36 protein-coding genes and 1 tRNA gene are annotated in these 25,663 nt (G+C 51.2%); 1 reads left to right on the forward strand and 36 read right to left on the reverse strand.

Annotated elements, in window-relative coordinates; genetic code table 11:
- Positions 1–3: 3 nt before the first annotated feature.
- The 10 genes from QQF33_RS16360 to QQF33_RS16410 all read right to left on the reverse strand — a co-directional run bounded on the left by QQF33_RS16360 (position 4) and on the right by QQF33_RS16410 (position 8,471).
- The gene (locus tag QQF33_RS16360; protein ID WP_285158189.1) at positions 4–1,194 is read right to left on the reverse strand and encodes a phage tail protein; all 1,191 of its coding nucleotides are present in this window, start codon (positions 1,192–1,194) and stop codon (positions 4–6) included.
- 1 nt (position 1,195) lies between these two features.
- The gene (locus QQF33_RS16365) at positions 1,196–1,783 is read right to left on the reverse strand and encodes a DUF2612 domain-containing protein (RefSeq protein ID WP_285158191.1); all 588 of its coding nucleotides are present in this window, start codon (positions 1,781–1,783) and stop codon (positions 1,196–1,198) included.
- Complete coding sequence (locus tag QQF33_RS16370) at positions 1,780–3,012, reverse strand: baseplate J/gp47 family protein (RefSeq protein WP_285158192.1); 1,233 nt, start codon at positions 3,010–3,012, stop codon at positions 1,780–1,782. Before QQF33_RS16370 ends, QQF33_RS16365 begins: the two co-directional genes overlap by 4 nt.
- Before the next feature lie 8 nt (positions 3,013–3,020).
- Positions 3,021–3,380: a hypothetical protein gene (locus QQF33_RS16375; protein ID WP_285158193.1), complete on the reverse strand. Its 360-nt coding sequence runs from the start codon at positions 3,378–3,380 to the stop codon at positions 3,021–3,023.
- A 36-nt stretch (positions 3,381–3,416) separates the two neighbouring features.
- Complete coding sequence (locus tag QQF33_RS16380; RefSeq protein WP_285158194.1) at positions 3,417–4,124, reverse strand: oxidoreductase; 708 nt, start codon at positions 4,122–4,124, stop codon at positions 3,417–3,419.
- Positions 4,125–4,985 (reverse strand): hypothetical protein, encoded by an 861-nt coding sequence (locus tag QQF33_RS16385; protein WP_285158195.1) that lies wholly within the window; start codon positions 4,983–4,985, stop codon positions 4,125–4,127.
- Positions 4,975–5,286, reverse strand: a complete 312-nt coding sequence (locus QQF33_RS16390; RefSeq protein ID WP_285158196.1) for a phage baseplate plug family protein — start codon at positions 5,284–5,286, stop codon at positions 4,975–4,977. The genes QQF33_RS16385 and QQF33_RS16390 overlap by 11 nt, the downstream gene beginning before the upstream one ends.
- Entirely contained in the window at positions 5,286–6,086 is an 801-nt protein-coding gene (locus QQF33_RS16395; RefSeq protein ID WP_285158197.1) for a hypothetical protein, read from the reverse strand. The genes QQF33_RS16390 and QQF33_RS16395 overlap by 1 nt, the downstream gene beginning before the upstream one ends.
- Entirely contained in the window at positions 6,086–7,855 is a 1,770-nt protein-coding gene (locus QQF33_RS16400; RefSeq protein WP_285158198.1) for a lytic transglycosylase domain-containing protein, read from the reverse strand. The genes QQF33_RS16395 and QQF33_RS16400 overlap by 1 nt, the downstream gene beginning before the upstream one ends.
- A 211-nt stretch (positions 7,856–8,066) precedes the next feature.
- Positions 8,067–8,471: a hypothetical protein gene (locus tag QQF33_RS16410; RefSeq protein WP_285158200.1), complete on the reverse strand. Its 405-nt coding sequence runs from the start codon at positions 8,469–8,471 to the stop codon at positions 8,067–8,069.
- Positions 8,472–8,528: 57 nt separating this feature from the next.
- On the opposite strand from QQF33_RS16410, the gene QQF33_RS16415 reads away from it, so the two are divergent.
- A complete protein-coding gene (locus QQF33_RS16415; protein ID WP_285158201.1) occupies positions 8,529–9,020 on the forward strand; it encodes an HNH endonuclease in 492 nt (163 codons plus the stop codon).
- Here QQF33_RS16415 and QQF33_RS16420 read toward each other — a convergent pair.
- The 26 genes from QQF33_RS16420 to QQF33_RS16545 all read right to left on the reverse strand — a co-directional run bounded on the left by QQF33_RS16420 (position 9,017) and on the right by QQF33_RS16545 (position 25,648).
- On the reverse strand, positions 9,017–9,457 hold the full coding sequence (locus QQF33_RS16420; protein WP_285158202.1) for a phage tail fiber protein: 441 nt from the start codon (positions 9,455–9,457) through the stop codon (positions 9,017–9,019). The genes QQF33_RS16415 and QQF33_RS16420 overlap by 4 nt on opposite strands.
- Positions 9,458–10,936 (reverse strand): DUF3383 domain-containing protein, encoded by a 1,479-nt coding sequence (locus QQF33_RS16425; RefSeq protein WP_285158203.1) that lies wholly within the window; start codon positions 10,934–10,936, stop codon positions 9,458–9,460.
- A complete protein-coding gene (locus QQF33_RS16430) occupies positions 10,937–11,488 on the reverse strand; it encodes a phage neck terminator protein (RefSeq protein ID WP_390888483.1) in 552 nt (183 codons plus the stop codon).
- Positions 11,488–11,853: a hypothetical protein gene (locus QQF33_RS16435; RefSeq protein WP_285158205.1), complete on the reverse strand. Its 366-nt coding sequence runs from the start codon at positions 11,851–11,853 to the stop codon at positions 11,488–11,490. The genes QQF33_RS16430 and QQF33_RS16435 overlap by 1 nt, the downstream gene beginning before the upstream one ends.
- Positions 11,850–12,302 (reverse strand): hypothetical protein, encoded by a 453-nt coding sequence (locus QQF33_RS16440; RefSeq protein WP_285158206.1) that lies wholly within the window; start codon positions 12,300–12,302, stop codon positions 11,850–11,852. The genes QQF33_RS16435 and QQF33_RS16440 overlap by 4 nt, the downstream gene beginning before the upstream one ends.
- Before the next feature lie 2 nt (positions 12,303–12,304).
- Positions 12,305–12,748, reverse strand: coding sequence for a DUF4054 domain-containing protein (locus QQF33_RS16445; protein WP_285158207.1), 444 nt, complete (start codon positions 12,746–12,748; stop codon positions 12,305–12,307).
- A 2-nt stretch (positions 12,749–12,750) separates the two neighbouring features.
- Positions 12,751–13,092 (reverse strand): hypothetical protein, encoded by a 342-nt coding sequence (locus tag QQF33_RS16450; RefSeq protein WP_131489473.1) that lies wholly within the window; start codon positions 13,090–13,092, stop codon positions 12,751–12,753.
- A 3-nt stretch (positions 13,093–13,095) separates the two neighbouring features.
- On the reverse strand, positions 13,096–14,139 hold the full coding sequence (locus QQF33_RS16455) for a DUF2184 domain-containing protein (RefSeq protein WP_285158208.1): 1,044 nt from the start codon (positions 14,137–14,139) through the stop codon (positions 13,096–13,098).
- Positions 14,139–14,621: a structural cement protein Gp24 gene (locus tag QQF33_RS16460; protein ID WP_131489475.1), complete on the reverse strand. Its 483-nt coding sequence runs from the start codon at positions 14,619–14,621 to the stop codon at positions 14,139–14,141. Before QQF33_RS16460 ends, QQF33_RS16455 begins: the two co-directional genes overlap by 1 nt.
- A gap of 1 nt (position 14,622) precedes the next feature.
- Positions 14,623–15,828, reverse strand: coding sequence for a DUF2213 domain-containing protein (locus QQF33_RS16465; RefSeq protein WP_285158209.1), 1,206 nt, complete (start codon positions 15,826–15,828; stop codon positions 14,623–14,625).
- A gap of 11 nt (positions 15,829–15,839) precedes the next feature.
- Complete coding sequence (locus QQF33_RS16470) at positions 15,840–16,535, reverse strand: phage head morphogenesis protein (protein WP_285158210.1); 696 nt, start codon at positions 16,533–16,535, stop codon at positions 15,840–15,842.
- Positions 16,536–16,587: 52 nt separating this feature from the next.
- Entirely contained in the window at positions 16,588–18,042 is a 1,455-nt protein-coding gene (locus QQF33_RS16475; protein WP_285158357.1) for a DUF1073 domain-containing protein, read from the reverse strand.
- Between the two features lie 69 nt (positions 18,043–18,111).
- On the reverse strand, positions 18,112–19,788 hold the full coding sequence (terL, locus tag QQF33_RS16480) for a phage terminase large subunit (protein ID WP_285158211.1): 1,677 nt from the start codon (positions 19,786–19,788) through the stop codon (positions 18,112–18,114).
- A 1-nt stretch (position 19,789) separates the two neighbouring features.
- Positions 19,790–20,299, reverse strand: coding sequence for a terminase small subunit (locus QQF33_RS16485; RefSeq protein ID WP_285158212.1), 510 nt, complete (start codon positions 20,297–20,299; stop codon positions 19,790–19,792).
- Between the two features lies 1 nt (position 20,300).
- Entirely contained in the window at positions 20,301–20,501 is a 201-nt protein-coding gene (locus QQF33_RS16490; RefSeq protein WP_285158213.1) for a hypothetical protein, read from the reverse strand.
- A 162-nt stretch (positions 20,502–20,663) separates the two neighbouring features.
- Complete coding sequence (locus QQF33_RS16495; RefSeq protein WP_285158214.1) at positions 20,664–20,873, reverse strand: head fiber protein; 210 nt, start codon at positions 20,871–20,873, stop codon at positions 20,664–20,666.
- 293 nt (positions 20,874–21,166) lie between these two features.
- Positions 21,167–21,634, reverse strand: coding sequence for a lysis protein (locus QQF33_RS25940; RefSeq protein ID WP_455583682.1), 468 nt, complete (start codon positions 21,632–21,634; stop codon positions 21,167–21,169).
- Complete coding sequence (locus QQF33_RS16505) at positions 21,631–22,125, reverse strand: lysozyme (protein WP_285158216.1); 495 nt, start codon at positions 22,123–22,125, stop codon at positions 21,631–21,633. The genes QQF33_RS25940 and QQF33_RS16505 overlap by 4 nt, the downstream gene beginning before the upstream one ends.
- The gene (locus tag QQF33_RS16510; protein WP_455583684.1) at positions 22,097–22,291 is read right to left on the reverse strand and encodes a phage holin family protein; all 195 of its coding nucleotides are present in this window, start codon (positions 22,289–22,291) and stop codon (positions 22,097–22,099) included. Before QQF33_RS16510 ends, QQF33_RS16505 begins: the two co-directional genes overlap by 29 nt.
- Before the next feature lie 352 nt (positions 22,292–22,643).
- Positions 22,644–22,910, reverse strand: a complete 267-nt coding sequence (locus tag QQF33_RS16515; protein WP_285158217.1) for a hypothetical protein — start codon at positions 22,908–22,910, stop codon at positions 22,644–22,646.
- A 198-nt stretch (positions 22,911–23,108) separates the two neighbouring features.
- Positions 23,109–23,183: transfer RNA gene (locus tag QQF33_RS16520), tRNA-Asn, on the reverse strand.
- Positions 23,184–23,286: 103 nt separating this feature from the next.
- A complete protein-coding gene (locus QQF33_RS16525) occupies positions 23,287–23,976 on the reverse strand; it encodes a bacteriophage antitermination protein Q (RefSeq protein WP_285158218.1) in 690 nt (229 codons plus the stop codon).
- A gap of 109 nt (positions 23,977–24,085) precedes the next feature.
- Positions 24,086–24,283, reverse strand: coding sequence for a Lar family restriction alleviation protein (locus QQF33_RS25800; protein WP_350319013.1), 198 nt, complete (start codon positions 24,281–24,283; stop codon positions 24,086–24,088).
- Positions 24,280–24,867, reverse strand: coding sequence for a recombination protein NinG (locus tag QQF33_RS16535; RefSeq protein ID WP_285158219.1), 588 nt, complete (start codon positions 24,865–24,867; stop codon positions 24,280–24,282). Before QQF33_RS16535 ends, QQF33_RS25800 begins: the two co-directional genes overlap by 4 nt.
- A 177-nt stretch (positions 24,868–25,044) precedes the next feature.
- Positions 25,045–25,206: a NinE family protein gene (locus tag QQF33_RS16540; protein WP_285158220.1), complete on the reverse strand. Its 162-nt coding sequence runs from the start codon at positions 25,204–25,206 to the stop codon at positions 25,045–25,047.
- Positions 25,190–25,648 carry a recombination protein NinB gene (locus QQF33_RS16545; protein WP_285158221.1) on the reverse strand — a complete coding sequence of 153 codons (459 nt, stop codon included), beginning with the start codon at positions 25,646–25,648 and terminating at the stop codon, positions 25,190–25,192. Before QQF33_RS16545 ends, QQF33_RS16540 begins: the two co-directional genes overlap by 17 nt.
- Positions 25,649–25,663: the final 15 nt, after the last annotated feature.

Raw genomic sequence — 25,663 nt, forward strand, 5'->3', positions numbered from 1 at the left:
CCCTTAATATTTTATGCAATAGAGAGTCGACACATTTCGTGGGCGGTTTTCGGCGCCAAATTGAGTGCCACCAATTGTCGCTGATGCTCGATATGTCCTTATTACAGTTCCTGCTATTGGGTTTTGGTTATAATCATTAGTCCCTGATGGGAAATATTGCATAGCTGCTGTATTGTCTGAGAATACAGCAGTCATTTCACCGTCATTTCCATTTAAACCAACTGTTGGCAGAAAGTGATAGTGATCTAATGCTTGTTGTGACTGCCGTGATCCTATAGCTCTGGATGGATCTATACCTCGCCCATTATCTAAACCTCTTAGGAATTCGCCTCGATAATCAGGAAGATTAAATGTTGTAGTTCCGTTTCCAGGGCCATAAATTGTTCCTATACGTGAAAAAAGTCTCGCGTATGTCACTCTGCTTACTTCTGCCCCATCGGATGCAAGCCATCCGGTAGGGGCGGCATTCATAGCAAACCCTATTACTGCTCCCACCATGTCGTTATTTGGGTTGTAGGTTTCATCACTGATGTTTACTCCGTCGCAAAAAAGTCGGGAAACAAGGCCAGGAATAACCACCACACCAGAGCCTGATGCTGTTCGACAGGTGATTGTGAAATTACCCGTGCAGTTGTTGTGCACAACCCAGGATTTAATCCACGCTGGGAAAATAAGATTCACGTTTGCGGATAAGGTTCCAGAAATAATGATTCGGTCTTTTGCTGCCTGCAGAGATGACATAACTATGCTGCCGGATGTCATCGTAATCTGAGTTACGCCATAGTTATTAATTGGTACCCATCCCGTACTCGCCCCAGTAACTGATTCAGGAGATGTCACATTTGCTTCGTTCAGGTTTAGCCACTGCCCTGTATACACAGAGCTTGGGACAATAGCTCCTTTCGGGTATCCACTAACCGCATCCGAAAATTCTTGGCTGAAGGGGTATGTCATCCCGGCATTCTGCCACTGCTGCTGAAGTGTGACGGAATAAAGAGTTCCGTTCATATCCTTGCCAGATGGTGGAATACCACCCGCGCTAAGTGGCTGCATGGTGATCGGCGGAAAGCCTTTATCAAAGGTCGCTACGCCGTTGTTATCTGTTGTCGTGCTGGAGTCTGCGGGAATGGTGTTTTTAAGGCCGTTAACGCCAAATGCTTTAACAATTCGTGATGGGGTATCAGAAGAGTTCATGTCATACCTGCTGAACGATATTAACTGTTACCCCAATCGGGGCGGGAAGCGCACCTGAGCTTTGAACAATGGCTAACTCAGCCGTTGACAGAGGGAACTCAAACACGTAACTCATGACCATCTCACCATCATTTCTGACGTAGCACTTCCCGCTGCTGCCAAACATGAACATCAGCAATTTATTGAGGTTTGGGATTGTGCAGTCTGAAATATTGGCCGCAGCCTTCATCATGATCAGCTTGCGGTAAACGTCATTTGTGAGAGTTACGGTTGATGTTAAAAGCTCGCCTGAATAGAAAGGTGCTTGATTAAATGGCTGAGGGTCATCAACGAGAACCGGGTCGGACGATGCCTCGTTGAAGCCGAAGTAAATCTGGTTCTCTGTTACCGTCAGCTGCCTGCCGACAACCACGATCTTCCCCCACACATCCAGTCCATAGGTATCGGCTGTCTGGATGTTCCAGATGATGTCGTAGAAATCATCCAGAAAACCTTCAATGCCTACGGCTTCATTGAACGAGTAGATTAGGGATTTAAGCTTCTGGCTGTCGGCATATTGCGTCAGAATGGTATCCGCGACGTTTATCATGCCAGTGTCACCGAGATGTTAGTTGCATCGAGCGTAGGCACCTCATCGATGCCAAAGGACGCAGAAGTCTGGTAAGTGGTCCCGTCTCTGCTGATCGTGATGCTGAAGATGTCCACATTATCGCTGTCGATAGCCTGAACACCGGCATAGTAGCGGCCAGCGTAGATAGTCGAGACAATCCTTGCCCGAGTGCCGCCATCCTCGCCATTGAATGCGATCAGAACGGCGGTGCGAACTCTGTTTACAATATCGCCTGGCAGCGCGTTGTTATTGGCGAGCTCAACCTTGAAATAGACGCTGACCGCAGAAGGGGTCTGCCATTTAATTTCGTACTCTGGATAGGGCTGGACATAGTTCACGTCATCGACGACGGTATAGCTCGTGTTTCCAACCATTGACGGTCCCGGGGGGAGCTTCTGCCAGATCGCCTTTGCAATGTCTGCCGATGCCCCACCGTACACACTCACATAAAGTGAATGAGGCTCAAGCTCAAAGTCTGTGAATCCCTTCTCCACGGTCAGGCCGGTGTTGTTCTGAGTCACGTACGCATCAGTCACTCCTGGTACAGCCAGGACGTTCGCATATACTGCGCCGAGCTGATTATTGGAGTTACCAGCTACTGACTGCTTGCGTCGGTATTCAAAGTTGGCCCGGCTTTCTACCTCGTTACCGAGTACACCGGCGGTAGCATTGTTTATTCCAGACCAGCCAGAGATAGCTCGGTAGATAGTGTTAAGCGCCCCAATTGGGCAGGCGATCGGCCCTGTTGCCTGATTCTGGAAAACGATATCAACAGCACCAGATGCCGGGATAACTGCATCAGCCAGTGAGTAATAGAGATAACCACTGGCGTCCTGCGCAATGCTGTTAGCCGGGATTACAGTTCCCACCAGGCCGGTAGCCGTCGCCGTTACCGTTGTCCCGATCGCCGCAATCCGGTCAATGAAGTAAATCTGTCCGATCGCATCCTGCATACGGCCTTCAGCGAAGTCAGGGTTAATCTGATTAACCAGCCATGCCAGATTGTCGTTCTTGTCGCCGATGATAGCCGTGTCGCTCATGGCGATCTGGCCCTGAGGAGTGGTAAGGTTCTTACTCATCCCGCCGCCCATAGCGGTATCAAGGTCAGTTAAACGCCCATTGAGAATGTCTATCTCATCAGGAACGGCGATGCCGGTATCGGAAAACGTGACAGAGGGGACGGCTGTGCTAACTGTTACTTCAGCCATTTGTTACCTCAGAATTGGATTGTGGTCTGGATGTTGTTCGTGTCGGTGATGGTCATTACGCCTGATGCTAAGCGGTCAACTTTCCCCACAGTGGTTGTGCAGAACGCTGACTGGACGTACGGGAGCTTTTTGGCTTCGGTAGCCATCTTCGTATTGATTAGTTGAGTGCCGGGCCAGTGACCGAGAATGCGCTCGTAATACGGTATCCCCAAGGTGGTGTCATACCACGCCTCACCGAGAAAGGTTGAGCACGCGCAGGCTACGTCCTGAGCCACTGCGTAGGGGTTTGAGGTGATAGTGATGCTGCCGGTGTCGTCCAGTGAGATGTCCCACTTTTCAGTAACCAGCTGGAATGATTTAGTGAGCATGTAAACTCCGGGCAATAAAAAACCCGCCGGAGCGGGTTATGGGACTGGGGTGCCTGATGTTCCTCCACCGGTCTGGACACCAGAGGTTCTGTGCCCAACAAGCGATATGTCACCAGCCTGGAAATCTACATCTGACGTAACTTTGTTCTTGAAGTGCGCGGTACCGGCATAACTACCTTCGCCCTGCCCAACCTGACCGTTGAGCAATATCTGCGGCGCATTTATCTCGGCTCGGCTTTCTGCGTTGATTGACACCACATTGCCGTTTACGTTGACCAGAAGGGGCGAGACGATATCGATGCCGTCGTTGGAAAACTTCACATACTGGCTTGGCTCTGCATTCAGCACTCCGCCTAAATAAATACCGTCCGACTTACTATGCACTCGCTTAGATGCTGGAAGTGATTCCTTCTTTTCATCGCGAACTTTTGTGATATCCCTGTCGCAGCAGAGCATCAAACCAATGTCACCCTCTATCGGGTCCATGATTACGGCGCTGGCCCCTCTCTGGAGACGCCATACCGGGACGTTGAAAACTGTCGAGTTATCAACTCGCGATCCATCAGCAGAAAATCCGCTGACCAATGGCATGACATCGAGTAGCGGACCGGCTTTCACCTTCTTGACAATGACCAGTTGGACAAACGAATGGCGAGACATAAGAGTGTTGAAAATGAATTCATTTATGTTTGCCTCGCAGTTAACATCCTGCGGCTTGAATGAAAATTCACCTTTCTGGGTCATTTATTGCTCCGATTCTTGGTTTGCCACAATAAATGAAAACCACGGGCCGCCCTCCACCCATGATGAAATGATGTGCCTGACGGTGTTTATTGTGTACATCCCAGATGCGCCTGGAAGGTCTGTTTCAAGCTTCATCTTCCGGGGGGCGATGAGGTTTGATGAGAACATTGTCGTGAGGTAAAGGCCGTCTCTGGTCCATGTCGGATAGCCAATCAGTCCATGCTCTTTAGAGACAAAAGGAACGATGTCATCCCATGAACCTTTGATCGACCAGATGCGAATTACTCCCGTGCTGCAGTCAATATTCAGGTTTGCAGCCTTCGCTAACTGGATGATCTGACTAACAGGGTCGCCAACCACATGAGGATTGCTGATGGGGAATTTAATATCCTCAAGCACGGAAACCATAATCCCAAGGGGATCGGCAATTGACCTTATCGCATCAATGACATCGACGCTCCCCTCAACCGAGAGTGGCTGTGAAGGAAGAGACCTTTCAGCGCCTAGCGCATGAGCCTCGATTACCAGAGGGGCATCTGGCGCTTCATTAAAGTCAGTTGTGGCAAATGTTATCGTCCCGGCAAATATGAGCTCATCCTGGGCCCAGACCTTCATGTAATTATTCTTCGTTGGCCCCCTAAGATTCCCTGCATAACTCAGCTTTGCCATGTTGCTTAGGTTCAGTCCGTACACCCTGCATGACAGCGTGGTTAGCGCAGAACCTCCATATCCGTTGTACTCAACGACAGCCTTAGCATTTTCAATGGTGAGAACGTTGTCCTGAGAAGGCCCCTGAGAGCCGTCAAACACCTGGTCTGTCAGAGTGAACTGGATTTTAATGTTGCGCTTTTTATAGGACATTGCTCATCTCTTCTTCTGTCGCGTAGAAAAGCTTGAACCGTGAGCCTAGCTCGTCATAAACAGGGTCAAGATCGCCTTTCGTATCAGCAAAAAACAACTCCCCCTTAAACTTGAGGTACGGATACCTGACAATTTTGTTGCAGTTAAGGCACAAGACTCCCTGAGCTATCCATATGCCGCTTAAAGCAACATCGATAAACATCCCTGTGGTTCTCTGGTTAATCCTGAGCGTCACGCGTTGTCCACCCAGAGAAATCTGTAAAGTCTGCCCCTTAACTGGTTGAAGCGATATTGTCTGCATCAGGACAACCCCTTGACCAGTTCATCGACCGTCTTTGATAGATTTTCTATTGCTGAGCTGGCGGCCCCATTAACTGCGCTTGTCAATCCTGACGTCGCATCCCCTACTGATTTGGTAACAGATGTAGCCACCTTAACTGCTGCGCTACTAAGTGATGTTTTCAGCCCGGTAAGAGCTCCCGTCACATCATCAAGGGTGCTATCAGTTGCATTTGCGTTAATCTGCTTGGCGTCGACCGCTCCGCCTTTGGATTTATCGTTCTGTGATGGCTGATTGTTAGCCGTGGTGTTAGATAATCCAACCTCGGCCTCCTGCATGATGTCCTGAAATATTGCTTCTACCGTTAATAGCGTTACTTCCTGCGAGGATGTGCGGTAGTTGTAACGCACGAGATCGTAATCTTCATAGGTGGTGTCTGGCGTTTCAATGTCATACAGCACTGTATCGTCAACCATCGCATCCAGCGCCGCCAGCATGTCTGAGCGGCTGGTTAGCGTGAAATTAGTCAGGTTTGGGATGCTTCCGCTAAATCCAGTCCATCCTTCAAGAGTGAATATCACCCTGATAATGGGAGGTCGCTTCACCTTGTTGAACGAGGTGTACGACCCTCTCTCGATTGGAGCTGATACCACTGTTGCATCAGCCCCATACTCCACCCCAAGGAAGGATGATGGAGATAGCGCCCTTAGGCCTGATTTGAGGTAAACCCCATAACCAGGCGAAAGAGTACTGTTGATTATCGAGAAGATGTTGCCGCTATTTATCGCGCTGAGAAGCGTTGTTTCATTGAGATTAAACATCAGCTGTTTTGCCCCGTGAGAAATGATTGCGTCAGGCTGCTTTGGGCCATACCTTTGGATGCCGCATCTTTCGCAAGGCTCTCAAGGCTTCTCGCATCGGTCTTGATGGTGGTGTTCTGGAATGTGATGCTAGTACCACCCTGCCCGCCGCCAGAAGATGACCCGCTGTATCTCTGTGACGCCTGCATTCTTGAGATTATTTGAGGCGCGTAATTCCTTGCCTCTTCCGGGGCATTGCCCATCCCTTTTTTCTCAAGATTACCCATCCCCCAGTTGTAAGCAGTGAGAGCTTTCTGCAGGTCACCACCGTACCTCTGAAGAAGGGAACCCATGTACTTAGCGCCAGCCTCAAGCGATTTCATTGGATCAAATTCATCACCATGAATGCCGAAGTCTTTCGCCGTGCCAGGCATAAACTGCATTAGTCCTTTCGCGCCAGCACCAGAAACCGCATTAGGATTCCATCCCGACTCCTGAGTCACCTGAGCATCCAGCAAACCCTCTGGCAGGCCATACTGCTTTTCGAGTCTCGATGTTTCACCAGAGAAAAGATTTTTCAGGCCTTCAGCCTTTTCCCCAAGCCATTTTCCAACACTCCTGGTATCGAAACCGGTCTTGTCTTTTATCCAGTCAGCAGTCGCGTTTGCACTGTCGCTCACACCGGGTAGTGCATCATCCTTACCGCCGCCCATTTTAAATAGAGACTGAACCTTTTCACCAAAGGTTGAGAAATCCAGATTAAAGAGGCTTTTGAACGCATCAATGATGAGTTGGACAGTTTGTCGACCCTCATCTAGATTCTCGTTCAGGTTTTTGATGTCTGCGGAGAGCGACCAGTTCTTTGTATCGATGCTCAGCAAATCACCGATAGCTTTTGAGACATCAGTAACATCCTTCCAGAGGATGGAGAATGTTTTCCCAAGCTCATCGAACGAGGCATTTATTTCCGGCCCATGTCGATCTACCCACTCACTTAAATCGTTCAGAGCGTCTAGAATCTTCCATACGGCTGGGAGTAGTTTTTCATACAGGGTGAGAGATGTGGATTCCCACGACTGCCGCAGCCTTACGAACTGCTCAAGCAGCCTCCTACCCTTCTCAGTCAGGTTATCCGTTTGCCTTGAAGTCCCTTCGAAAGACTTCTGAAGGTCTAGCATCCGTCCGTTTGACAGCCCCTGAACCGTTGCATTATCGAAACCAAGTTTCTGCCCGTACATGCGCTGCTGGTTCGTATTGAGCTTATTCCAGTTCTCCGCCAGATACTGCATGATCTGACTGGCGTTCTGATTGGTGTCGAATTTTGTTCCGGTTTGAGCACTAAACGCGAACAGGGTATTGAGCGTGTCATCAGCACCGAATCCTGAGTTAAATTGAGACATCGAACTCTGGAATTTCTGCAAATTCGAGCTCATTGATGCCGCAGAGGATCCAACCGCGTCGGCCGACTTAACCCAACCATCAAGAGCCTTTGCCGACGTGTCTATTGCTGACGCCTGCACACCCAAATCGACAAGTGATTTTGTGGTGTCATTAATGAAATTCTTAACACCATTTGCACTCAACGCGATACCGGCCAATGCCAGCATGCTTTTGCCTATACTGGTAAAGAACGAGGAGGCTTTTTTGCCGTAAACCTCCATGTCCTTGGCGGTTGATTCTGCCTTCTCTCTCGTCTGGTCTAAACCTTCTGAGACCTCGTTCTTTCCTTTCTTGAATCCAGAAGCATCAAGGCCCAGCGTGACAACCAGGGCGTCTATTACTGTTGCCATCACCAGCCCTCGCTCGCCCTTTCGACGACCATTTGGTTGTAATTGTCGATGGTAATTATCTCAAGCCACCACCATAAATCCTGAACGCCAAGCGTAGTGCTGAGCTCTGTCAGCGAGCACTTGCCCGATGACAGAACCATAGCAATTGTCTTAGGGACATTGACGTAATCAGCGAGACCGTGGATCTGCTGACCCATTACAGGAGGGATGTCTAACTGGCGGTGGCGGTCAAAAAATCAACGTGCAACTTGAAGACTTCGCTGCGCAATTTCAATCGCGTAACGACCTCCTCAGTATCATCATCAATAAGCTTGCGCTTTACACTTTGATTCGATGGATCCGGAACTGCCTGAATACACGCCATCAACTCGTCCAGTAAAGGCCGTGCATCTTCTGGCGGGATTTGAGCCACCATAGCGAGGCCGACTTTTGCCATGCCTGCCATGCCCATATCTGAAAAGTTATCCGGAAGATTAACGCCGTTCTTAGCCATCGCCAGTCCTGCGCGGATAGCCCACCATTCAGCTTGTGAAGCAGCCATTTCGCGAATGAAGAACACCTTGCCCTGGTCACGGCCTTTTTCCTCGACGGTGTAGTAAATTTCTTTACGTGCCATTTATTTAGCCCATTTATGATATAATTAACTGTGTACTGTAGCCGGAGAATTACAAATATGATTATTACTGCCAGCCGAGTAAGGGAACTCTTTGATTACAATCCTGAAACCGGCATTTTTACGCGGAAAGTACGAACAGCAATGCGCACCAAAGTGGGCGACATTGTTGGTAACCGTGACTCATATGGTTATTTGCAGGTTTCTGTCGATGGTAAATTGTGCCTTCTGCATCGACTGGCATGGCTATATGTTTACGGAAACTTCCCTGTTGGGAGTATTGACCACATAGACCGATGTAAGACTAACAATGCAATATCTAACTTAAGGGATGTTTCTCACAGGGAAAACATGAGGAATTTACCCTTAGCCAGAACCAACACATCCGGATACTCCGGTGTTCACAAGAGAAAAGACAGCGGCAAATTCACGGCTCACATTAGCTGCAATGGGCGGAAAAGGTTTCTTGGTAGTTACGATAATGCCGATTCAGCCTCTTCCGCTTATGAGCTTGCTAAATACTTCAGGGATAATTACGGAGCTATAGATTAAGCGGCGTAATTTTCTCCAATTACCGACTCCCAATTAATCTGAAAGGTCATCGCCTGAAGTACGCGCTGCGCATCAGGAATGGCCTTAACGCGCTGCAGGATGCCGTTGGTGAGCGTGAATTTACGGCTGATTGCCGGGAGGATGATTGTCGCGTTGCATCGGAAGATCGCTTTCGACGTCAGCGAGGTTAGCTGCCAGGTCTCGAACATATCCCGCGATGGGCTGTCGGGCATGATGGTGATCGTCTGGAGGTACTCACCAAACACGAACCCGCCGGAAAGCTTGCCGTCGGCACCACGAACCCCTACGGCCATCTCTGTATCGCCCAGCGCAAACATCGCGTCAGCCGCGTAGCCCTCAAGAGTCTGCGCACTGGGGAACAGGTTGGTAACGGTGAGGGCAAAGATTGCATCAGCGCTTGTAATAGTGTTCGACATTTATTGCACCTCAATGCTGGCGAGAGTGATTTTCTGCACACAACCGCCGTCGCAGTACCAGAGGGTCATACTTGGGCTTGTGCGCTCCTGACGCTGGGTAGGCGTAGCGTCGGCGATATACAGGTAGTAGCCTTTGGCGATCAGCGATGGGGAGATATCCGCGCCGACTGCGTTCTGAATCTCAGAAATCTGAGAGCTTGAAAGGTTAACGCCTGTACGGATGCCGCCAAACGTAATGCCCTGATTCAGGGTGTCAGCGAATGAAGCCTCGATGATTGCCTTGCCGCGCGCGTTGTAAGGAATGCTGCGGTTGGACTGGAACAGCTCGATCGCATCCTGCATCAGATTGGCGTTCAACCAAATCTGGAAGCAGAAGGAGTCGAACCATTTGAAGTCACCGGTTACAGTGCCGTCAGCCCAGTACCGCGTGTCATAGTTGTTAGCCGTGTACGCGCCGTAGAAGTTGTACCCGTTGGCAATCAGCGCATCGTAATTCGCTGATGTGGTCACCTCAGGCAGCAGGCCACCGAGAGAGCGGAATTTAAATGGTACGCGACCTTCCTGTCGGTCAAAGTCGAGTGATGCTGCGTAGCCAAGAACGCTGGCAGCGTGACTCTGGTCGCCGTATACCGGAATGACGTTGGAGTAGTCGAACACCTCAATAATCTGGTATGCGATCGTATCTGTTGAACCTGATACAAGCGCCGACTCTTCAAGCGTAAATGGCACGTAGCCAAACCGGTAATTCTGACCATTCACCCAAGAGGAGAATGCCAGCGCCTGATCTTCATCAGGAGTGAATGAGGTGGTGAAGATGGCCCAGTTCTGCGACGCATCCAGCACGGACTGCATTGACTCGGTAACTACTGCAGCATCGGCACCCTGCGAAAGGGTGGCGCCGGTTGCGGCAGTCAGTTTCAGGCCTGCTGATAATGTCCCGGTTGCATACGTGATAGTGCTTGCATCGCCTGCGGTTGCTGAGGTGATGATGAAGCGTTTTTGGGTGGTATCGAACTCAACGGTTACGCTGGAGCCGATTCCTGTTTCAATCAGGTCTGCGGCCTGTGCAAAGCTGGTTGCGGTGCTCAGGTCGATGCTGGCCGAGGTATGCGAAGTACCATCTACACTCAAAGTGAGAACGCCGCTCAGCAGCTTAAGCTGATCAAGCGTCACTGCCGCCATAGATCCAGAGCGAAGCCATGCTGCGGCTGATACAGGGTTGAATCGGGCAAATAAAAGAGCGCCCGGCGTCTTGGTGGAATTGTCATAGCCCTGGAAATACACCTCAGCCATGCTGAATTCTGGTGACGCGCTGCCGAAGTAGGCCGCTACATCTTCTTTGGCAGTGAACGAAATAACTGTGCCTACCGGAGCATAACCGCTGTCGGTAAGGATGAGGCCATTCAGATCAAGCGCTGAACCGCCCGCAGGCAAAACGCCAGGGTTAATCTGGATATCTTTGCGTAATGGGATTGCCATTTATGCACTCTCCGGTGGGTATTTTAAATCTGCGGCAATTACGCCGACGGTGATGCTGTCCATAAAGTCCTGTCGCGTGGATACCGTCGGGTTGTATTGCCCGATGAAGTCCAGCGTCCAGCGGCTTTCGTATTGTTGCTCGCCGTTAATCATCGTGGTTTGATGAGGGTCTGAGCAGTAAAGAGGGGATAGCGTGCTGCCATTCTGCCGGAACCATTCGCAAGCGAAATCTGACCGGATGAGTGTCCCAATCACTGCTGCGTTGTCCGCCGCGCTCTCTCCGTAACAGTCAATCTGGCAAGGCCATTGCGTACTGCGCTGGTTCTGCTGCAACCCGTCCCCATACACGCCGTTATCAACGTACTTCACGCGGTTTGTAGACAGTCCAATCTGTTTGATTGGAGTCATCACGATGAAGTCGCCAAGCGGCATTGGAGTAAGGTTCTGCTGCCCGTCCAGCACGTCGTCAATAGTCAGCCCGGTGATTTCCATCAGGAACGCCTGCAGCGGCACAAGCAGGTCAATCTCTTTGATATCGAGAGTTGCCATTATTATGACCTCTGAAGGTTGATGATGACCCGGCACCAGTCCGGCCATAGCTCTGGCACCTTAACGACCAGCCACTTCTCAGCGCCAATCATCAGAATGTCCCCGCCCTTCTGTTCAGGCCGGTTCACACCATTGAAGTTGCCATTGAGATAGGCGCTGCGCAGAATTCCCTGAATGTTTACCGAGTCCACTTGCCGCAGGTCTGTAGATGACAACTCCTGAAGCTGCACGGTCACATCGACGCTGTTGTACGAAGGCACTCTCTTTCCGCCGGGTAGCGTGGTAAATCCGGTGTTAACCTGGAACACTCCCGCCACGTTCGGGTTGATTGTGCTGGTCGCGCTGTTTGCGATGCCTCTCAGGTTCATACGCCATCCTTAATGTCGTAATCGACGCTGTTAAGCATGTGGGATGTCTCGATAAGTGGCTTGTCGAAGCCTTTTTTGGCGATGGTCACAGGAGAAAGGGCTGGCTCCATCAAGTCACGAATAGAACCCTGCAATTGGCCCTTAATGTGCTCGCCCATCATGCCAAGCATCGTGTCAGCCTCGTATCCTGTAGCTACTGCGATTTTCGCCATGTCTTCGGGCCAGGATGGAGACTTATCGCCAATCATGTTCCTGAAAAATGGACGCGGCGGGCGATTCATTGCAGGGTCGCCAAATTCGTTGGCGGCGGCCACCATAGGTACGGAAGTCCCGTCGGGGTAGGTTGCCCCTTCGAGAAATCCAACCCTCAGTGTTTTTCCATCACCAATCTTTTCAGCAAGCTCTGCCAGTTTCGCCTCAAGCGCGGCACCACCACTGAAAGTAGTCATGGTTATCTCCGCCAGTTAGCGCGTCGGTAATAATGGCCTGGATAGTTTGATGGTGAAGCGCCAGGCACGTAGCGAACCGTTCTGTATGCTGCGGTGGCTTGCCAGTATGCTGCGCCGTAAGGCGTTTGCAGATACCACCACGACGCGCTGCTTGATGGAACATCGCCAAGTGATACAGATACTGAACCTTCCGATGCGCTCGCTACGCGCCCAACCAACCCAGATGGTGCTTGCCCGTTAACGCCTGAATTCAGCGCTGCAAGGTGAGCAACAAGCATGTTGAGATAGACGGCCCTGATTGCAGGGTCCGCCACCGCGCTACAGTCTGTGTTATCAAGGTAAACCGTTGCCTCTACGAAATACGCATTCAGCAACGTGTCACTTACGGTGTCGAACTCCGGGTAACGTTCGCGGAATGCGGCAATATCAAAGACAACGATCGCCATGATTAACCCTTAGCCTTCATGGCTTCTTCGTCTTTCACCACGCCTTCAACAGGCTTATCCTGCGGCAAACCTTCAAGGCCAGTTTTTACACTGGCGTTTTCGGAGGCTTTGGATTGGGCGCTGTTTGTTTTGGCTTGTGCAAATACCATTTCGCCTTTTACGTAGCGCTGATTCGCATGTTGCTTCAGCCACTTCTCGAAATAGTCTTTATCCACGTTTTCTGTCAGACCGTACCCGCCAATGACGTTTGATGAGTTGGCTCCCAGAAGGTGTACCACTTTCCCATCCACATCGATCAGCAGACCATTAGGCAACTTGCAACCTACAGTAACTACTTCAGCCATTTTTTATGCTCCCAGCATGGTGGCAATTGCCAGAGGTTGACGGATGATGGTGCCCCACGTACCACCAGATTTTTTCTGCTTCCAGGATGACTCTTCAGTAACCACTGCATGCGCTCGCATCTTTTCAGTGAATGCGGAGTAAGTGGTGTCCTGCTCACCCAGGCGCTCGGCGATCATCTGAACAATCTCACCGGCATCCGTTGAGTACTCAACCGCCGTTTCAATGGTCATGTTCGGGAAGTTTTTCTTCAGGAGGTCAGAAACGTTCACGTTGTACATGTTTGTTTTGGTGAGATTCACTTCCAACGTTGGCGACATTCCCAACTTGATGCGGTCGGTACGCTCTACCAAGCCTTTGGTCTGCGCAACTAACTGTTTCCACAGGCGACCAGAGATGTCGTCATAAACGGCTTGGCCGTCTTTATCTTCCCACTCCACGCTGCCGCTTGTGCCGGTTGGTGCTGGCGTAACGGATGGCTGAAGACTTGGATCGTTCAATGCGCCGTAGTTCTGCAGGCCAGCGATGCCATAGAAGTAGCTCTTATTCTGGAACTTGTTCAGCACCAGAGCAGAAGCCACATTCAGCTCCGCTGCATAACCGATACGTGCGGCACCGTACATATCCAGTTCGCGCTCACCCCAGCGAGTATGAGTCTGGTAGTGGTAGGACTGGCGAGGAACCCAGTTCACGTTGGCGCTTACAATGCCGTTGTTGTTGTAGTCACCATAGGAGCTAACCTCACCGGTAGATTCAACGATTGGGAATTGCGCGGTTAGCGTGGTCCAGTCGCCTTTTTTTACTTCACCGTAAATCTGTGCTGCTTTCATCGGCGTAACCAGTACGCGGATCAGCTCAGGGTCTACATAGTTAGTAAAAAATGCTGGCACACCTGAACTGCCAGTGGTGACCATCGTTGGTTGAGCATCCATCGCCAGCGCGAAGTTCTCTGCAAACTCTGGCTTCAGGTACTGGGCACGATCTGCGTCTCGCAGAACAATGCCGTATTTGCCGCTCGCAGCGGCGTAGTGTTTCTGAAATTCGTTCATTACTTGCTCCAGGTGCTGATTTTAACGAGCTCGTTAGCGTCGCAAGCGCTACCAGCATAGAAAGGCGTCTCAACAGCGCCGGAAATGGTTGCTCCTGCCGCACCGGTCTTCACGGTGCCGTCTGCCAGCACGGCGAAGATTTTCTGCCCACGAGTTGCTGCTGTTGCAGTACGCGCCCAGAAGTCACCCGCAACCATCAGTGTGGTTTCACGGCCTTTCTGAATTACGTTAGAAGCAGCGCCGAGCCAGTCTGTGATGACCGCCTGACCATCGCGATGGACGAAGCCAGAAGGTGCGCCGGTGCCGGTATTGGTTGCCACCCCATCGACTGCCCATGCAAAGCGACCGATGGTCACACCGCCAGTGCCAGCAACGAGAGCAGCCTCGCCAGCTAGGAATGTTGCGTGCGGGTTGGTGCTGGCAAAGCCACCTTCGACACCGGGGGCCGGATATTGGTTAATTACACTCTGAAAACCTGCCATGTTAGAAACCTCGTTTCAGTTTGCCAGCGGTAGGGAATGCTTTCTCAAATTCGCTGATTGATGCGGAATCCTGAGCCAAAGCGGCAGGACGTGAGCTTTCTTTCTGGCTGATCGCCATCTTCACCAGTGACGGGAACGCGGACGGGTGGACGCCTTTGATGTCGACGCCAGACTGCTCAAGAGCGGTACGGTAGACATCAGCCGCTGAGTCCATCGCCACCACGTCGCCAATCAGAGGGCGAACAGCCAGTTCAGCTTCGCGGATTTCACGGAAGTTCTGAGCGGCCTTTTTGGTTGCGCTGTCAGCTGCTAAGCGGATCGCAGAGTCCATAGCCGTTTTGGAGACTTTGTCGTCTTTCTTGTCATCATCTTCATCGTCTTCGTCATCGGCGGTCTTTTTCTTTTTGCCTTCTTCGTCATCTTCTTCAGAGTCGGACGCCGGTTTCTTTTTCTTCTCCTTTTCGTCTTCGTCCTCATCCTCGTCGTCAGCAGTTTTCTTTTTCTGCTCTTCTTCATCTTCCTTTTCGGCTTCATCGAGAGCCAGAAGCGCCTTGCGCACTACCTCATCAATGTCCGCATCCGCTGCCAGTAGTGGCTTAACGGTTGCACGAATAGCCGCAGCTTTGCGTTTGCTCATGTGCTTTAACTCCGGTGGTAAAGAATCTGCGACCAATACGTCGCTTCCTGCGCGGCCTGTTTCGACCAACGCTACGTGGTTCCCGATAATTTCCCGCATGATGCCGTCATAGACTTCACCATTTGGTGTCGTACCGGGGGTCATGTCAGCGACGTATTGGTACGACGAAGACAATTCTTCCTGCTCTTCCGTCTCGATACCGGCGATGGCTGAGTTGTCCCACACGGACAGGCCGTTAGTGAGATACGTTCCGTCAAAGTCAGCGTTCGAGTGAGTAACCCCTACGCGATATTCGCGAGGTGGGTCACCGGGGAAGTCAGGGGTATGGATTGAAAGGAGTGGGATGTTATTGAATGTCGCTACGGCTTTCTTCAGTTCGTCAGGATGTCGCCAGAGTCGGTAAATCTTCTCGGGGTCCAGCCCTAACTTATCAGCGCCTGGAATCTCTCGCCCGAAGTAGGGGCAGACGTTGGCCTTGCTGATATTGCTGACCTTTACCTGAAGCCTGCCGTTGCCATCAAACGTGCGCACGGATGCGCGGTCGAATGCCAACCGTTCAGTTTGGTTCATAATGATTCCGTTTAACTAAGGCCGGGGATTACTGCACGCCACCCGCATTTGCAGCCAGGTTCTTCTCCGGGGAGGATGTACTTCCCATCAATAAGGCAACCTTTATCAAGGCGGAATCGGCGCTTCTCTTTACCTGCCTTAACGTGCGATGGGCGGGGATGTTTCCCAGCGCCAGAGTGCTCCCACTCCCCCTCGACAATTCCTAATGATTGCTGGCGTGCTGCCTGCATCACAGAGGTGGCTTTATTGTTTTGGTCCATCGCGATGAAAGCTGCGCGTCTTCGGGTGATGCCGTAACGCTTTTGCAATTCATCGGTGAGGTATGACAGGTCACGACCGCGAGCCACAGAGCGCATCACCAGACCTTCTACTTCGGTGAAATACTTCTCCGGTATGGAGCGTATCAGTCCGACGTTTTCGGCAATGGTCGCCTGTAGTGCATTATTCATCGGCGCGGTCATTTTGAACTCAACCGTGAAGCCAGCAGTCTCCAGCGTGTTATGCAGTGACACGTCAGAGTTCTTCATGGCATCGGTAGCGAACCTGTCAGAAAGCTTCTGCGCAATGTTGTCGAATGATTTAGTCCAGCGCTTAGCCAGTTTCTTCATCGCGTCACGCATAAACACAGCCGGAGATGCGTCCATTGCCACCGCTGCGCCGCTCGCTTTGTAGTTTGCGGTTAGCCAGTACACAACGGACTTCTGCATCTCCCGTATCTGCTTATCGAGCTGGCGTCGATACCATGCCTCAACACCTGCGTTAGGTCTGACTGGCGGTATCGTCTTCTGGGTCGATGTCTTCGCCGTCTTCTTCTTCGAGGTCGATGTCATCGCTTAAGTCCAGTGAGTGATATGGTGATTCAGGGTCTTCGGCGATCTTCTCGCGTATCTCGTTGTTCGAAAGCGCACCGATAGCCTGGTAAACGGCGTCAGTGTCAGCATCGATTTTCCGAATCTCCGCTTTCTCCTTCGCGCTCATCTCGTAGAGAGGTTCGAATTCGAAATAGATTTCCGGGTCGATGTCGCCAAACTCGGATAGTTGAATGATGTCCAGAACGCGCTTCAGAGCAGTAGAGAAGATTGACTGCTGCAACGAGTGGATGTAGTCGTAGAAAACGCGAATCTCGCCATCTGATGAAGCATTCAGGCCGGTTGGTGCAATGCCCAGCAACTTAACCAGCGGGATGCTGGAAACCGCCGCCATTTGCTCCTGAGACTGAGCCTGAAGAACATCGAGAGTGCCAAGCGGAGCATTAACAAACTCAACCGTTTCTGGCATCTCGGTGCTGTTGTCTTTCGCAAAGGCTCCACGGTTGTCACGGCACTGGTTGAACAGTTGGAGGCGAGTGATTAATGATTCCGCACCACCACCCTGCAGGATAGTGCTCATGTTCGTACCGATGACCGGAATACTGAACGAGTGAATCATGTCACTGACGCTGTCACGCGTGCGAAGCCAGTTGTTAACGTATGGCTCGGCGATCTGAATCAGCGACAGGCCGCGAAAGTTGTAGCTGGCCTTAAGCAGGTCAGGGACCTGGCGGGACACGAAATCAATCATTCGGCTGGCATGCACTGTCTTACCCATAACAAACCATTGTGTCGGCTTGTAGAAGTCAGGGCTTAACGGGTTTTGCGCGTTGTAGATACCGGGATAGGTCCAGACTGGCTCGATAACCTGAAATCCTTTGAGGCTGCCTTTCGATATCTTCTTGTCGCTCAGGAACAGCTTTGATTGAAGCTCTGTATCATCAGTCCAGGCAGAGACGTTTTTAGGTGACGTGACATCGATATAAATCTGTCCACCGCCGAAATAACCGTCATGCTCTGCCGCTTCACGGAACTTGTCACGAACGTGGAACCTGTCCAGCGCGTCATACAGCTGCTTAACGCGATCTGACTTATCCTCATCACCGACCGTTTTCAGCTTGATCCACTTGCGAGTCATCTCTTCAGCGATGGTGCCGACCATTTTCCGGTATTCAGGCTTTTGGGCCATCATCGACAGATAAGGATATCCGGGGAAGCTGTCGAGATTGCCGTAAGCATATCCTGCGCTGTATGCGTCGTTCAGCGCGCCGTAATCGCATGAGTCCATCGCGAGATAGGCGTTATGGAGATTTTCAGGGATAACCCCTTTTGGCGGCTCGTATCGCTTAAACTCTCTCGGCGGCTTAGCCTGAATCTCAGCGACAGCCATCGGATTAATTTTCATCTTAACCTTTTCAGGTTCTTTCACCGGCTCAGGCGCGGCGATTTCTTTCTTCCACCATTTCCACCGCACTTAAATTCTCCTGAGTTGACTTGGGTCGATCACCATTGGCTGGCGACCGGAAATAAGGTTGTCATCGATGGCGTCCATCCAGGTATCGAGAATGTCGTCATTGTCGTGGCTGTCATCAGCAGAGAACGCTGCGCACTCTGTCATTGCAGTCAACACCCAAGATGTCGTCCCGGCGATTGTTCCGTCCTCGTAATAGGTGTGCATAATCACCGCACCATCTTGCGTGTGCGTTGCGGGGACGTAGACCTTGCCGGACTTAATCTGAGGAATGACGTTGAGGCAGCGAACCAGTTTGTTCTGGCCTGCGCCGCGTGGAATCTCTTTCACCGGGATAGCAATCTGACCGGGTGTAGCACTGCGTTTCTTCAGGGTGGTAATCAACCCTTGTCCGGCCTGTTTCTCTTCGATAGCCATATGGCGCATCGGCATGATTCGCATTGAACCCTGCATACGCCATTTCTCCCAGACCTCTTCTGCTTTCTTCAGAAGGTCTTCCGGGTCCCAGCGGCCACGCACCACATCGATGACGTAGAGATTGCCATCTACGCCCATGCCAACCAGCGTGAACACGGTGTAGTCCAGCCAGTCCTCTACCTTGCCGCTGTTGGTATCAACGTATACGGCGCGATGAGTAAGCTTAGGAAGTGTGGTGTAGGTCTGGAACCAGCCAGTGTCGATAATGCCGCCGGTGAGTGCCATTGGGTTTTGCTGGTACTGAGACAGGAAGGTGTAACGGTCTTTCTCCCAAAGCTGCAGGAGGTCGTTCACGTCTTCCATCTGAGGCCAGTACGACCAATAACGAGTGCCGGACACTTCTACATAATCGGTGTCTTTAACCGTCTCCCAGCACAACGAGCGCCACGGCTCAGCGAGAGACTGGATGTATTTCTCATCAATCATCGCCGGGATGGCTACGTGATGGAATTTAACGCCCATCCCGCCAGATAACATGAAGCCTGTTGCGTCATCAGTGTGAAGGCGCTGCTGAATACTCACAAACGGTGTTGGGTGCTCTTTTGACTTATCACCACGACGAGAGCGAATGGTGTTTACCAGGAGCGTGTTGGCGCTGTTCCTGCGCGACTCACTTAGCATGTCTACGGGCTTGTTGTAGTCATCCAGCATAACCATGCCGGAGAACTGTGGACCGTAGTAACCACCACGACCACCGGTGATTTGCCCGTTGCTTGAACGGGAAACCGTCTGACCGATTGAGCGGCCGCGATCGTCTTTTATTTCCCACTCTTCAGCCTGATTAACGCCGAATGAGCAAGGCCAGAACTCCTGATACTCCTTGCTGGCTATAATGTCTCTGGTGCGCCGTGAATTACGCTTAACCAGGGTGTCAGCAAACGAGATATTCAGGTTACGAAAGCGCTTGAGCTTGCCTTCCTGCACCAGTGCATTGACGTATGCAGGAAAGTGAATTGAGAAGAACTCTGTTTTAGTCCCACCTGGGGGAATATTGATAATCAGGTTGCGCGGCTCTAATCGGCCGGCTATCAGGTCATCAATCTTTGACGCCATTAACCGGTGATGCCAGTTAACCAAAAGCCGATCACCTTGAATCAGTTCGAACCACAGACGAGTGAAGTTGAGAAACGATTTGGTGGACTTTGAACGAAGCACTACACGCTCAGGGAATGACAAATCATCCCATTCGATAATTTCGCTCATATCAGTCCAGGCCTTTTAATTTCCCCTCAAGCTGAGCCTGTGCTGCTTTGTAATCAGCGGGGGTGTAGTTAACAACTTCAATCGGCTTGCCATCCTTCCCGACATGTTCAGCCTTAACGTTAGTCTTGAATGCCTGCACAGTTATGTGCTCACCAACAAGCTTCAGTGCAGCAGCAGCACCCTTTGCGTCAAATCCGTAAATCGTTCTTCCCTGCTCATCTTTGATTTCCTCACCACGCCTGTCAGTAAGAGGCTCAACCTCCTGCATGCAGCGCTCATGAAGTTTTACTGCCTGCCGCAGAACGTAATCAGCATCAACTTGAACGCGCTCCAGCCGTTCCTGATTCAATTCTGCGATGCGATGCAAAATGTCATCATTTGCCATCATCCTCGCGCCCTGGTTGCGGGATGACTTCTCGCTGTAGCCCGCCCTTATGGCTGCCTGAGTGGCATTGAGGTCAACTATGAACTCACGGGCAAACAGCTCTTGTTTGTCGGTGAGCTTTGCCATGTTATTTCTCGTATTCGATTTCTATTTCGACAGTTTCTGCAAACTTCGGATTAATGATGATTGAGTTGGTATCGCCTTTTTTAATCCACACCTGAAATGGCTCACCCACCCCTCCACTTAAAACATTAGTGCTCCCAGAAACAACTCGGCCGGATGGGAATGTAGCCTTAACGTTAATCTGCTTGATGATGTTGCTGGCCATGTTATCTCTCGGTTTTGAACTTGAAGCCGAATCTCGCGATGAAACTGGTCAGCGGCTTAAAGTGTTTCTCTTTGACGACTCTCGCGTAGACCAAAGCTTTTAACGCGGTTAGCAATGGGCTTACCCACCACCGCTTTTGTGCGACCACCTTCATGGTAATCATCACATCAGTCCGGCAGTTCGTGCTTTAGCCAGCAGAGCGTTGAAGTCAGCCAGCAGACCAGCAACATCAGTTGCAGTTGAATCAGTCTGTGCAGCCATTTTCTTAACCCCGCCGACTGCTGAGGTTGTCGCTGCAGGGATGGTTACAGGGTCAGTTGGGGTAGTTACTTCGATTGGATAACCACCAGTAGAGATAGCGCGTTTAGTCATTTTGGAATTTCCTGCTGGATGCTTGGATATCTCACTGGGAATTCTTGACACCAGTGACGCTTCAAATCTGCATAAAACTCTGTCAATGGCTCTGTGAGAAGCCATTTGCAGAACTTTATATATCCTCAATTCTTCTACCACTGCTTGAGAAGGCAGCTATGAACGCCACGGACATCCCGCAATGCTGTGACGCGGTATCATCTTTTTCGAATAACCTGCACGCTATTGCAGAAAGGAGGGACTGCAGCCATGGCTAATGCAGGTAAGCAGCGAAGATGTGGCGCTTTGGTGGGTTACTTCAGGCACTGGGTTTTTATGTATTCCTGCAGGGCTCTCAGGGATGTTTGGTCACTGATGATTCCGGAGCGGATACCGAGAACGTTTCGTCCAGCAACGTCAGAGAGTTCGACGGAGGCATCATTGCCCAAGCCGGTGGTGACGGTGGTTTGGGTTGAGGATGGCACTGGACAGCGGCCTTTGACGAGCACCCTGCCACCATTATCAAGCTTGCGCTGCAGAGCATCATTTTGAGCTTTTGCATCTGCGAGTTCCCGTGTGTATTTGGCGTCGAGAGTGGCAACGTCGCGCTGCCGAATCTGCATGTCAGAGATGGTTTCGTTTGCCAGGGCAAGGTCTTTCTTGGCCTTGTCTCTTTGATCTTTGTAGTCGATGGCGTTGTCACGGTAGTGGTTAACGGCCCATCCCAGCGAGACAATGATGCAGATAACGATCGCTATTATGATTGCGGTTAGCCTGCTCATTTCTGACCCCAGGTGCATACCTGATATTCAACGTCACGTCTGTTAACCAACCCTTTCCACCTCTGACCACCGGCATATACCCAGCGTTTAAGCTCTGAGCATGCGCCTGCATAGTCACGAGCGTTAAGTTTCTTCAGGAGAGTGGAGTTGATGGTGGCTGTTGCGCCTACGTTGTAAGCGAAAGAGTAAATTGCTGCGCGTTGAGTTTCAGTGGTTGGCACTTTGATGTACGGGTCAACCTTTGAAGCTATACGCTGAAGGTCTTTTCTTGTTAGTGCGTCGCACTCTTTATCGGTGTAACGCTTGTTGACGATGATATCTGAGCCGGTGTGTCCATCGCATACCGTCAGTACGCCGACGACATCCCGATAAGCTTCATACTTGCGACCCTCAAGGCCATCTTTCCCAGAAAGCATCGTTGTCGCTATTGCGACCGCCCCACCGCCTAATGATGCGATGACGCTATTTCTGAGCGCCGGTGACATTGCCATTCAATCTGTCCTCGCGCTCTTTGCGCTTGTAGTACCAGTTGATGCCGAATGTGCCGACGGTACAAAGAATACCTATGATGAGAGCCCAGTCATTAAGGGAGAGAACTCCGCCCATTGCAGTAAGTCCTCCAAACCAGTAACTGAACCATTCTCTTATTTTGTCCATACGGTACATGCTCTACCCCCAACCTACTTGCATGGGGATCTGTTCAAATTAGGAATAGGGATGATGGTGCGTTGAACAAATCCAGGATACTTTGATCGGTAACGTGGCTTGTTCGTGGCTAAAGGCATGGGCAAGTCAGGCAGGAGGCTGTTAGCGCAGTCTCTTGCCACCCATCTTCACGAAGCCCAGCCATAGAGCTGGGTTTTTCTTTTTTGGCAGCACTCTAAACCCGTAGCCACAGATCGATACGGTGAGGTGTTTGAGGTCTGGTTGTTGGATATAGAGTGCTTTCAGAAAGGCCGTGCAATAAAAAAGGCCACTCGAAGGCAGCCTGTTTGTGGATTAGACGTTTTTATTCGTCAAAAAGATGCCGCCCAAATAACGGCTTGTATCTTTTGTCGATCAATGAATCCTGCTTTCTTTCCGTAAAAATTGGCCTGAACTGCCCTGGCTTCCACCAAGCCACAGCATTCCCATATCCACAGCGTTCAATTATTTCACACATTGATTTTAATACCGACGCTTCCAAATTTACCGTTGCGCAAGGGCCATCTCTTTCTATGGCCGCATCAGCATTAGAAGCAATCGAGTCAATGGTTTCTTTTTGTAGGTCACTCATAACAACCTCGTCTAGTTGTTCGTCAATGTTCGCTATGGCAGGCAGTGACGATACTGCTTTTCGACTGGCCGGTCTAGCCATAGCTAACCACATAAGCCACAGGATTAATCCGGCAGCCAGAATAAAAAAGCCCACGGCGAGGTGAGCAAGATGAGGGTATGGCGTTGAGCTTTCGCTCTTATGGTCCTGGTAGGGATTTGGCGGGACAGGAAGGATTCGAACCTTCGACCAATCGGTTAACAGCCGATCGCACAACCTCTGTGCTTCTGACCCTGAATGCAAAAAGCCCCGCACGAAGGCGAGGCTCTTAATTCTTTGATACCGCCAGTGCATACAACATTGGCACAATATCAGATTTACACGAAATATAGCCCTTTCAATCCAGTTTTGCAATACTTGGCTGCGAATTTGTCGCCTTTTGTTGTGAACGTGATCTCGTTACCTGCAATAACGCTTCACTGTCTAGTCGCAGAAATATTCGCTTCATCTCCACCCAGCGATCGGTAAAGGTCTCAGACCAGTTCTTTGGCGTGACGCCTACCAGCTCAGCCAGATTCTGGTATTCATACGTTTCCTTTCCTGCCAGCTCTGCTTTGACATCCTGAGCCGCCAACCAAATAAGCGCCTTGATCCGGTCCATCGTCTTGCCAGCTATCTTCTTCGCTCCGAGCTGCGCTTTGAACTCGGCCCACGCCCACTGAGTGATCGCCACCTGATATTCGAATCGGTTGTTCTCGCTGTAGTTCCAGAGTAGCCATGCTTTCTGATGCTCATCCAGAGACAGGACGGCGCGACGCCATGATGCGGTACAGAACTCAACGTGATTCACCAGGGGAATGTGTGAACCTTTGGCGCGAGACTGATGGCCAGGTATCGGAGGGCTGGACGGGTTGACCATGCGTCCTGTTACCGGGTCGGCTACCTTCTTGCGACCACGGCTGCGTGGAGTTGCCTCAAACATCGCATTCTCAGCAAAGGCTACCAGCTGGCCTTTAGTGGCCCCGCTCAGGTCGGCGGTCGCCACGATGAGCTGCTCACGTACAAACTGAAGATATTGAATGTTCATGCTGCGGCTCCTAATGGCTGTTTGGTTTTTGTCTGGCTGTGCTTTGCTATCGGCGGCAGGCTGGCGCGCCTGATGCTTTCATACTGGTAGCGGAGGAAGTCGGAGAAGGTCATGATGGCCTCCGATTCCAGGCGCGGATTGCGTCTCGCTTTGTTCGATAGGTGTCGGTTATCGGCTTAATCAGGCACTGCTTAGCAGCGCATCCGGCGTAAACACCTTCACCATCTGCATCCAGTTCCGCATCACCGCCGCAGAAAGGACACGGGAGAAGTGATGCCCAGTGAGGGAGCTTGAGGTCGTAAATCATGCGGCCTCCTGTTGCTTAAGTGATTTGAGCTTTGCGCGGTAATGCGCCGCCAGTGCGTCGAGTTCTTCACGCGTCCATTTCTTCGATTCGTGCGGTCCCATAAGTCGGTCGAATGCGGCTTGTCCAATCTTGGCGATCAGGCGCGGTCGGTATTCCCCGATATTCCCGGACAGGTACGAATTACAGGCCTCGCACTGGAGATGGCAGTTGGTTTCGTCGTAGCGGGTTTCTGGCGATGCGCCAACAGTACGGAAGTGACCGGCATTCATCTTTGCACCGGAATTGCGACCGCAACTGATGCAAGGCTGACCAGCATCGCGCTGGCGAATGAACGCGTTGAACGCTATCTGGGCGCGTTTGTGATATTGGCTGAGTGGTTGCAAGGCTTTCTTGCGAATCTTCAGCTCACGGCGCTCCTGCTGCGCTTCCTGCTTTCTTTTGCGCTCGGCTTCAATCTTCTTCTTGGCAAGGAGTTGCTGGCTGTATTCGAAGCCATGCTCAGGACAACACCACCAGACGTTATCGAAAGTGGCGGTGAATTTGGTCTTGCAGATTTTGCAGGTGCGGCGCACTGGTTTACGCATGGTCACCACCCCCTGCTATCAGAGCTACGATAAACAACACCCAGACGAACGCCATGCTGAAAAGGAAGATGTTCTTTGCCCATTCAGACCAGTGCTTAGGGATAAAAAACGCTTCATGCACAGTGATTGCCTTGGGGTATTTATGTTTATGGCGATATTTGCGAGGTCCGTGAGGCATTATTTAGTTCTCCGTGCAGCACGGCGCAGCCACATGACATCTGCCAAGTGAGCCGTATAGTGAAAGGTTTTGATATCGGATGGGTTGACGATCGGCTTGCGCTTACGGCGAGCTGGAACGTTGAAGATGCCGCGCTCCATGACTTTAGCGAGAGGTGTCATTGTGCTCACCCCACTGCTTGGCCCACTCAATCTCTATGCGGGACTTCTCGCTGAACTTGACGTTCTGCTGGGTGCCGAACCAGTAGATAGCCTCGATGACTTCCACCATCTGGCGCACTGTCATCTTGCTGGTACGCTGACCGAACATAACAATGCCGCCGTCAATGCCGGGAGCCATGCGCTGCTCTTGCTTTTTGGACTTGGCGACCATTGCGGTGATCAGGTCTTTCCAGTCGTCGGAATCGTATTTATTTCCGAACCAGAGAACCTGGTCGGACAGGTCTTTCAGCAACGGCCACATCTTTTTGTTTTGGATTGCGGTACGAGTCATCTCCTTGATATCGAGAATTAGTGGGCGCTTGGCATCCACCGGCAATTCCCGGATGAAGTTGATGGCGTTTTGTTTGACCGAATCGTTAACGAGATGGAATTGTTGCTTCATGCGCCACCTCCTTGA

Source organism: Lelliottia wanjuensis, assembly GCF_030238365.1.
Lineage (GTDB): Bacteria > Pseudomonadota > Gammaproteobacteria > Enterobacterales > Enterobacteriaceae > Enterobacter > Enterobacter wanjuensis.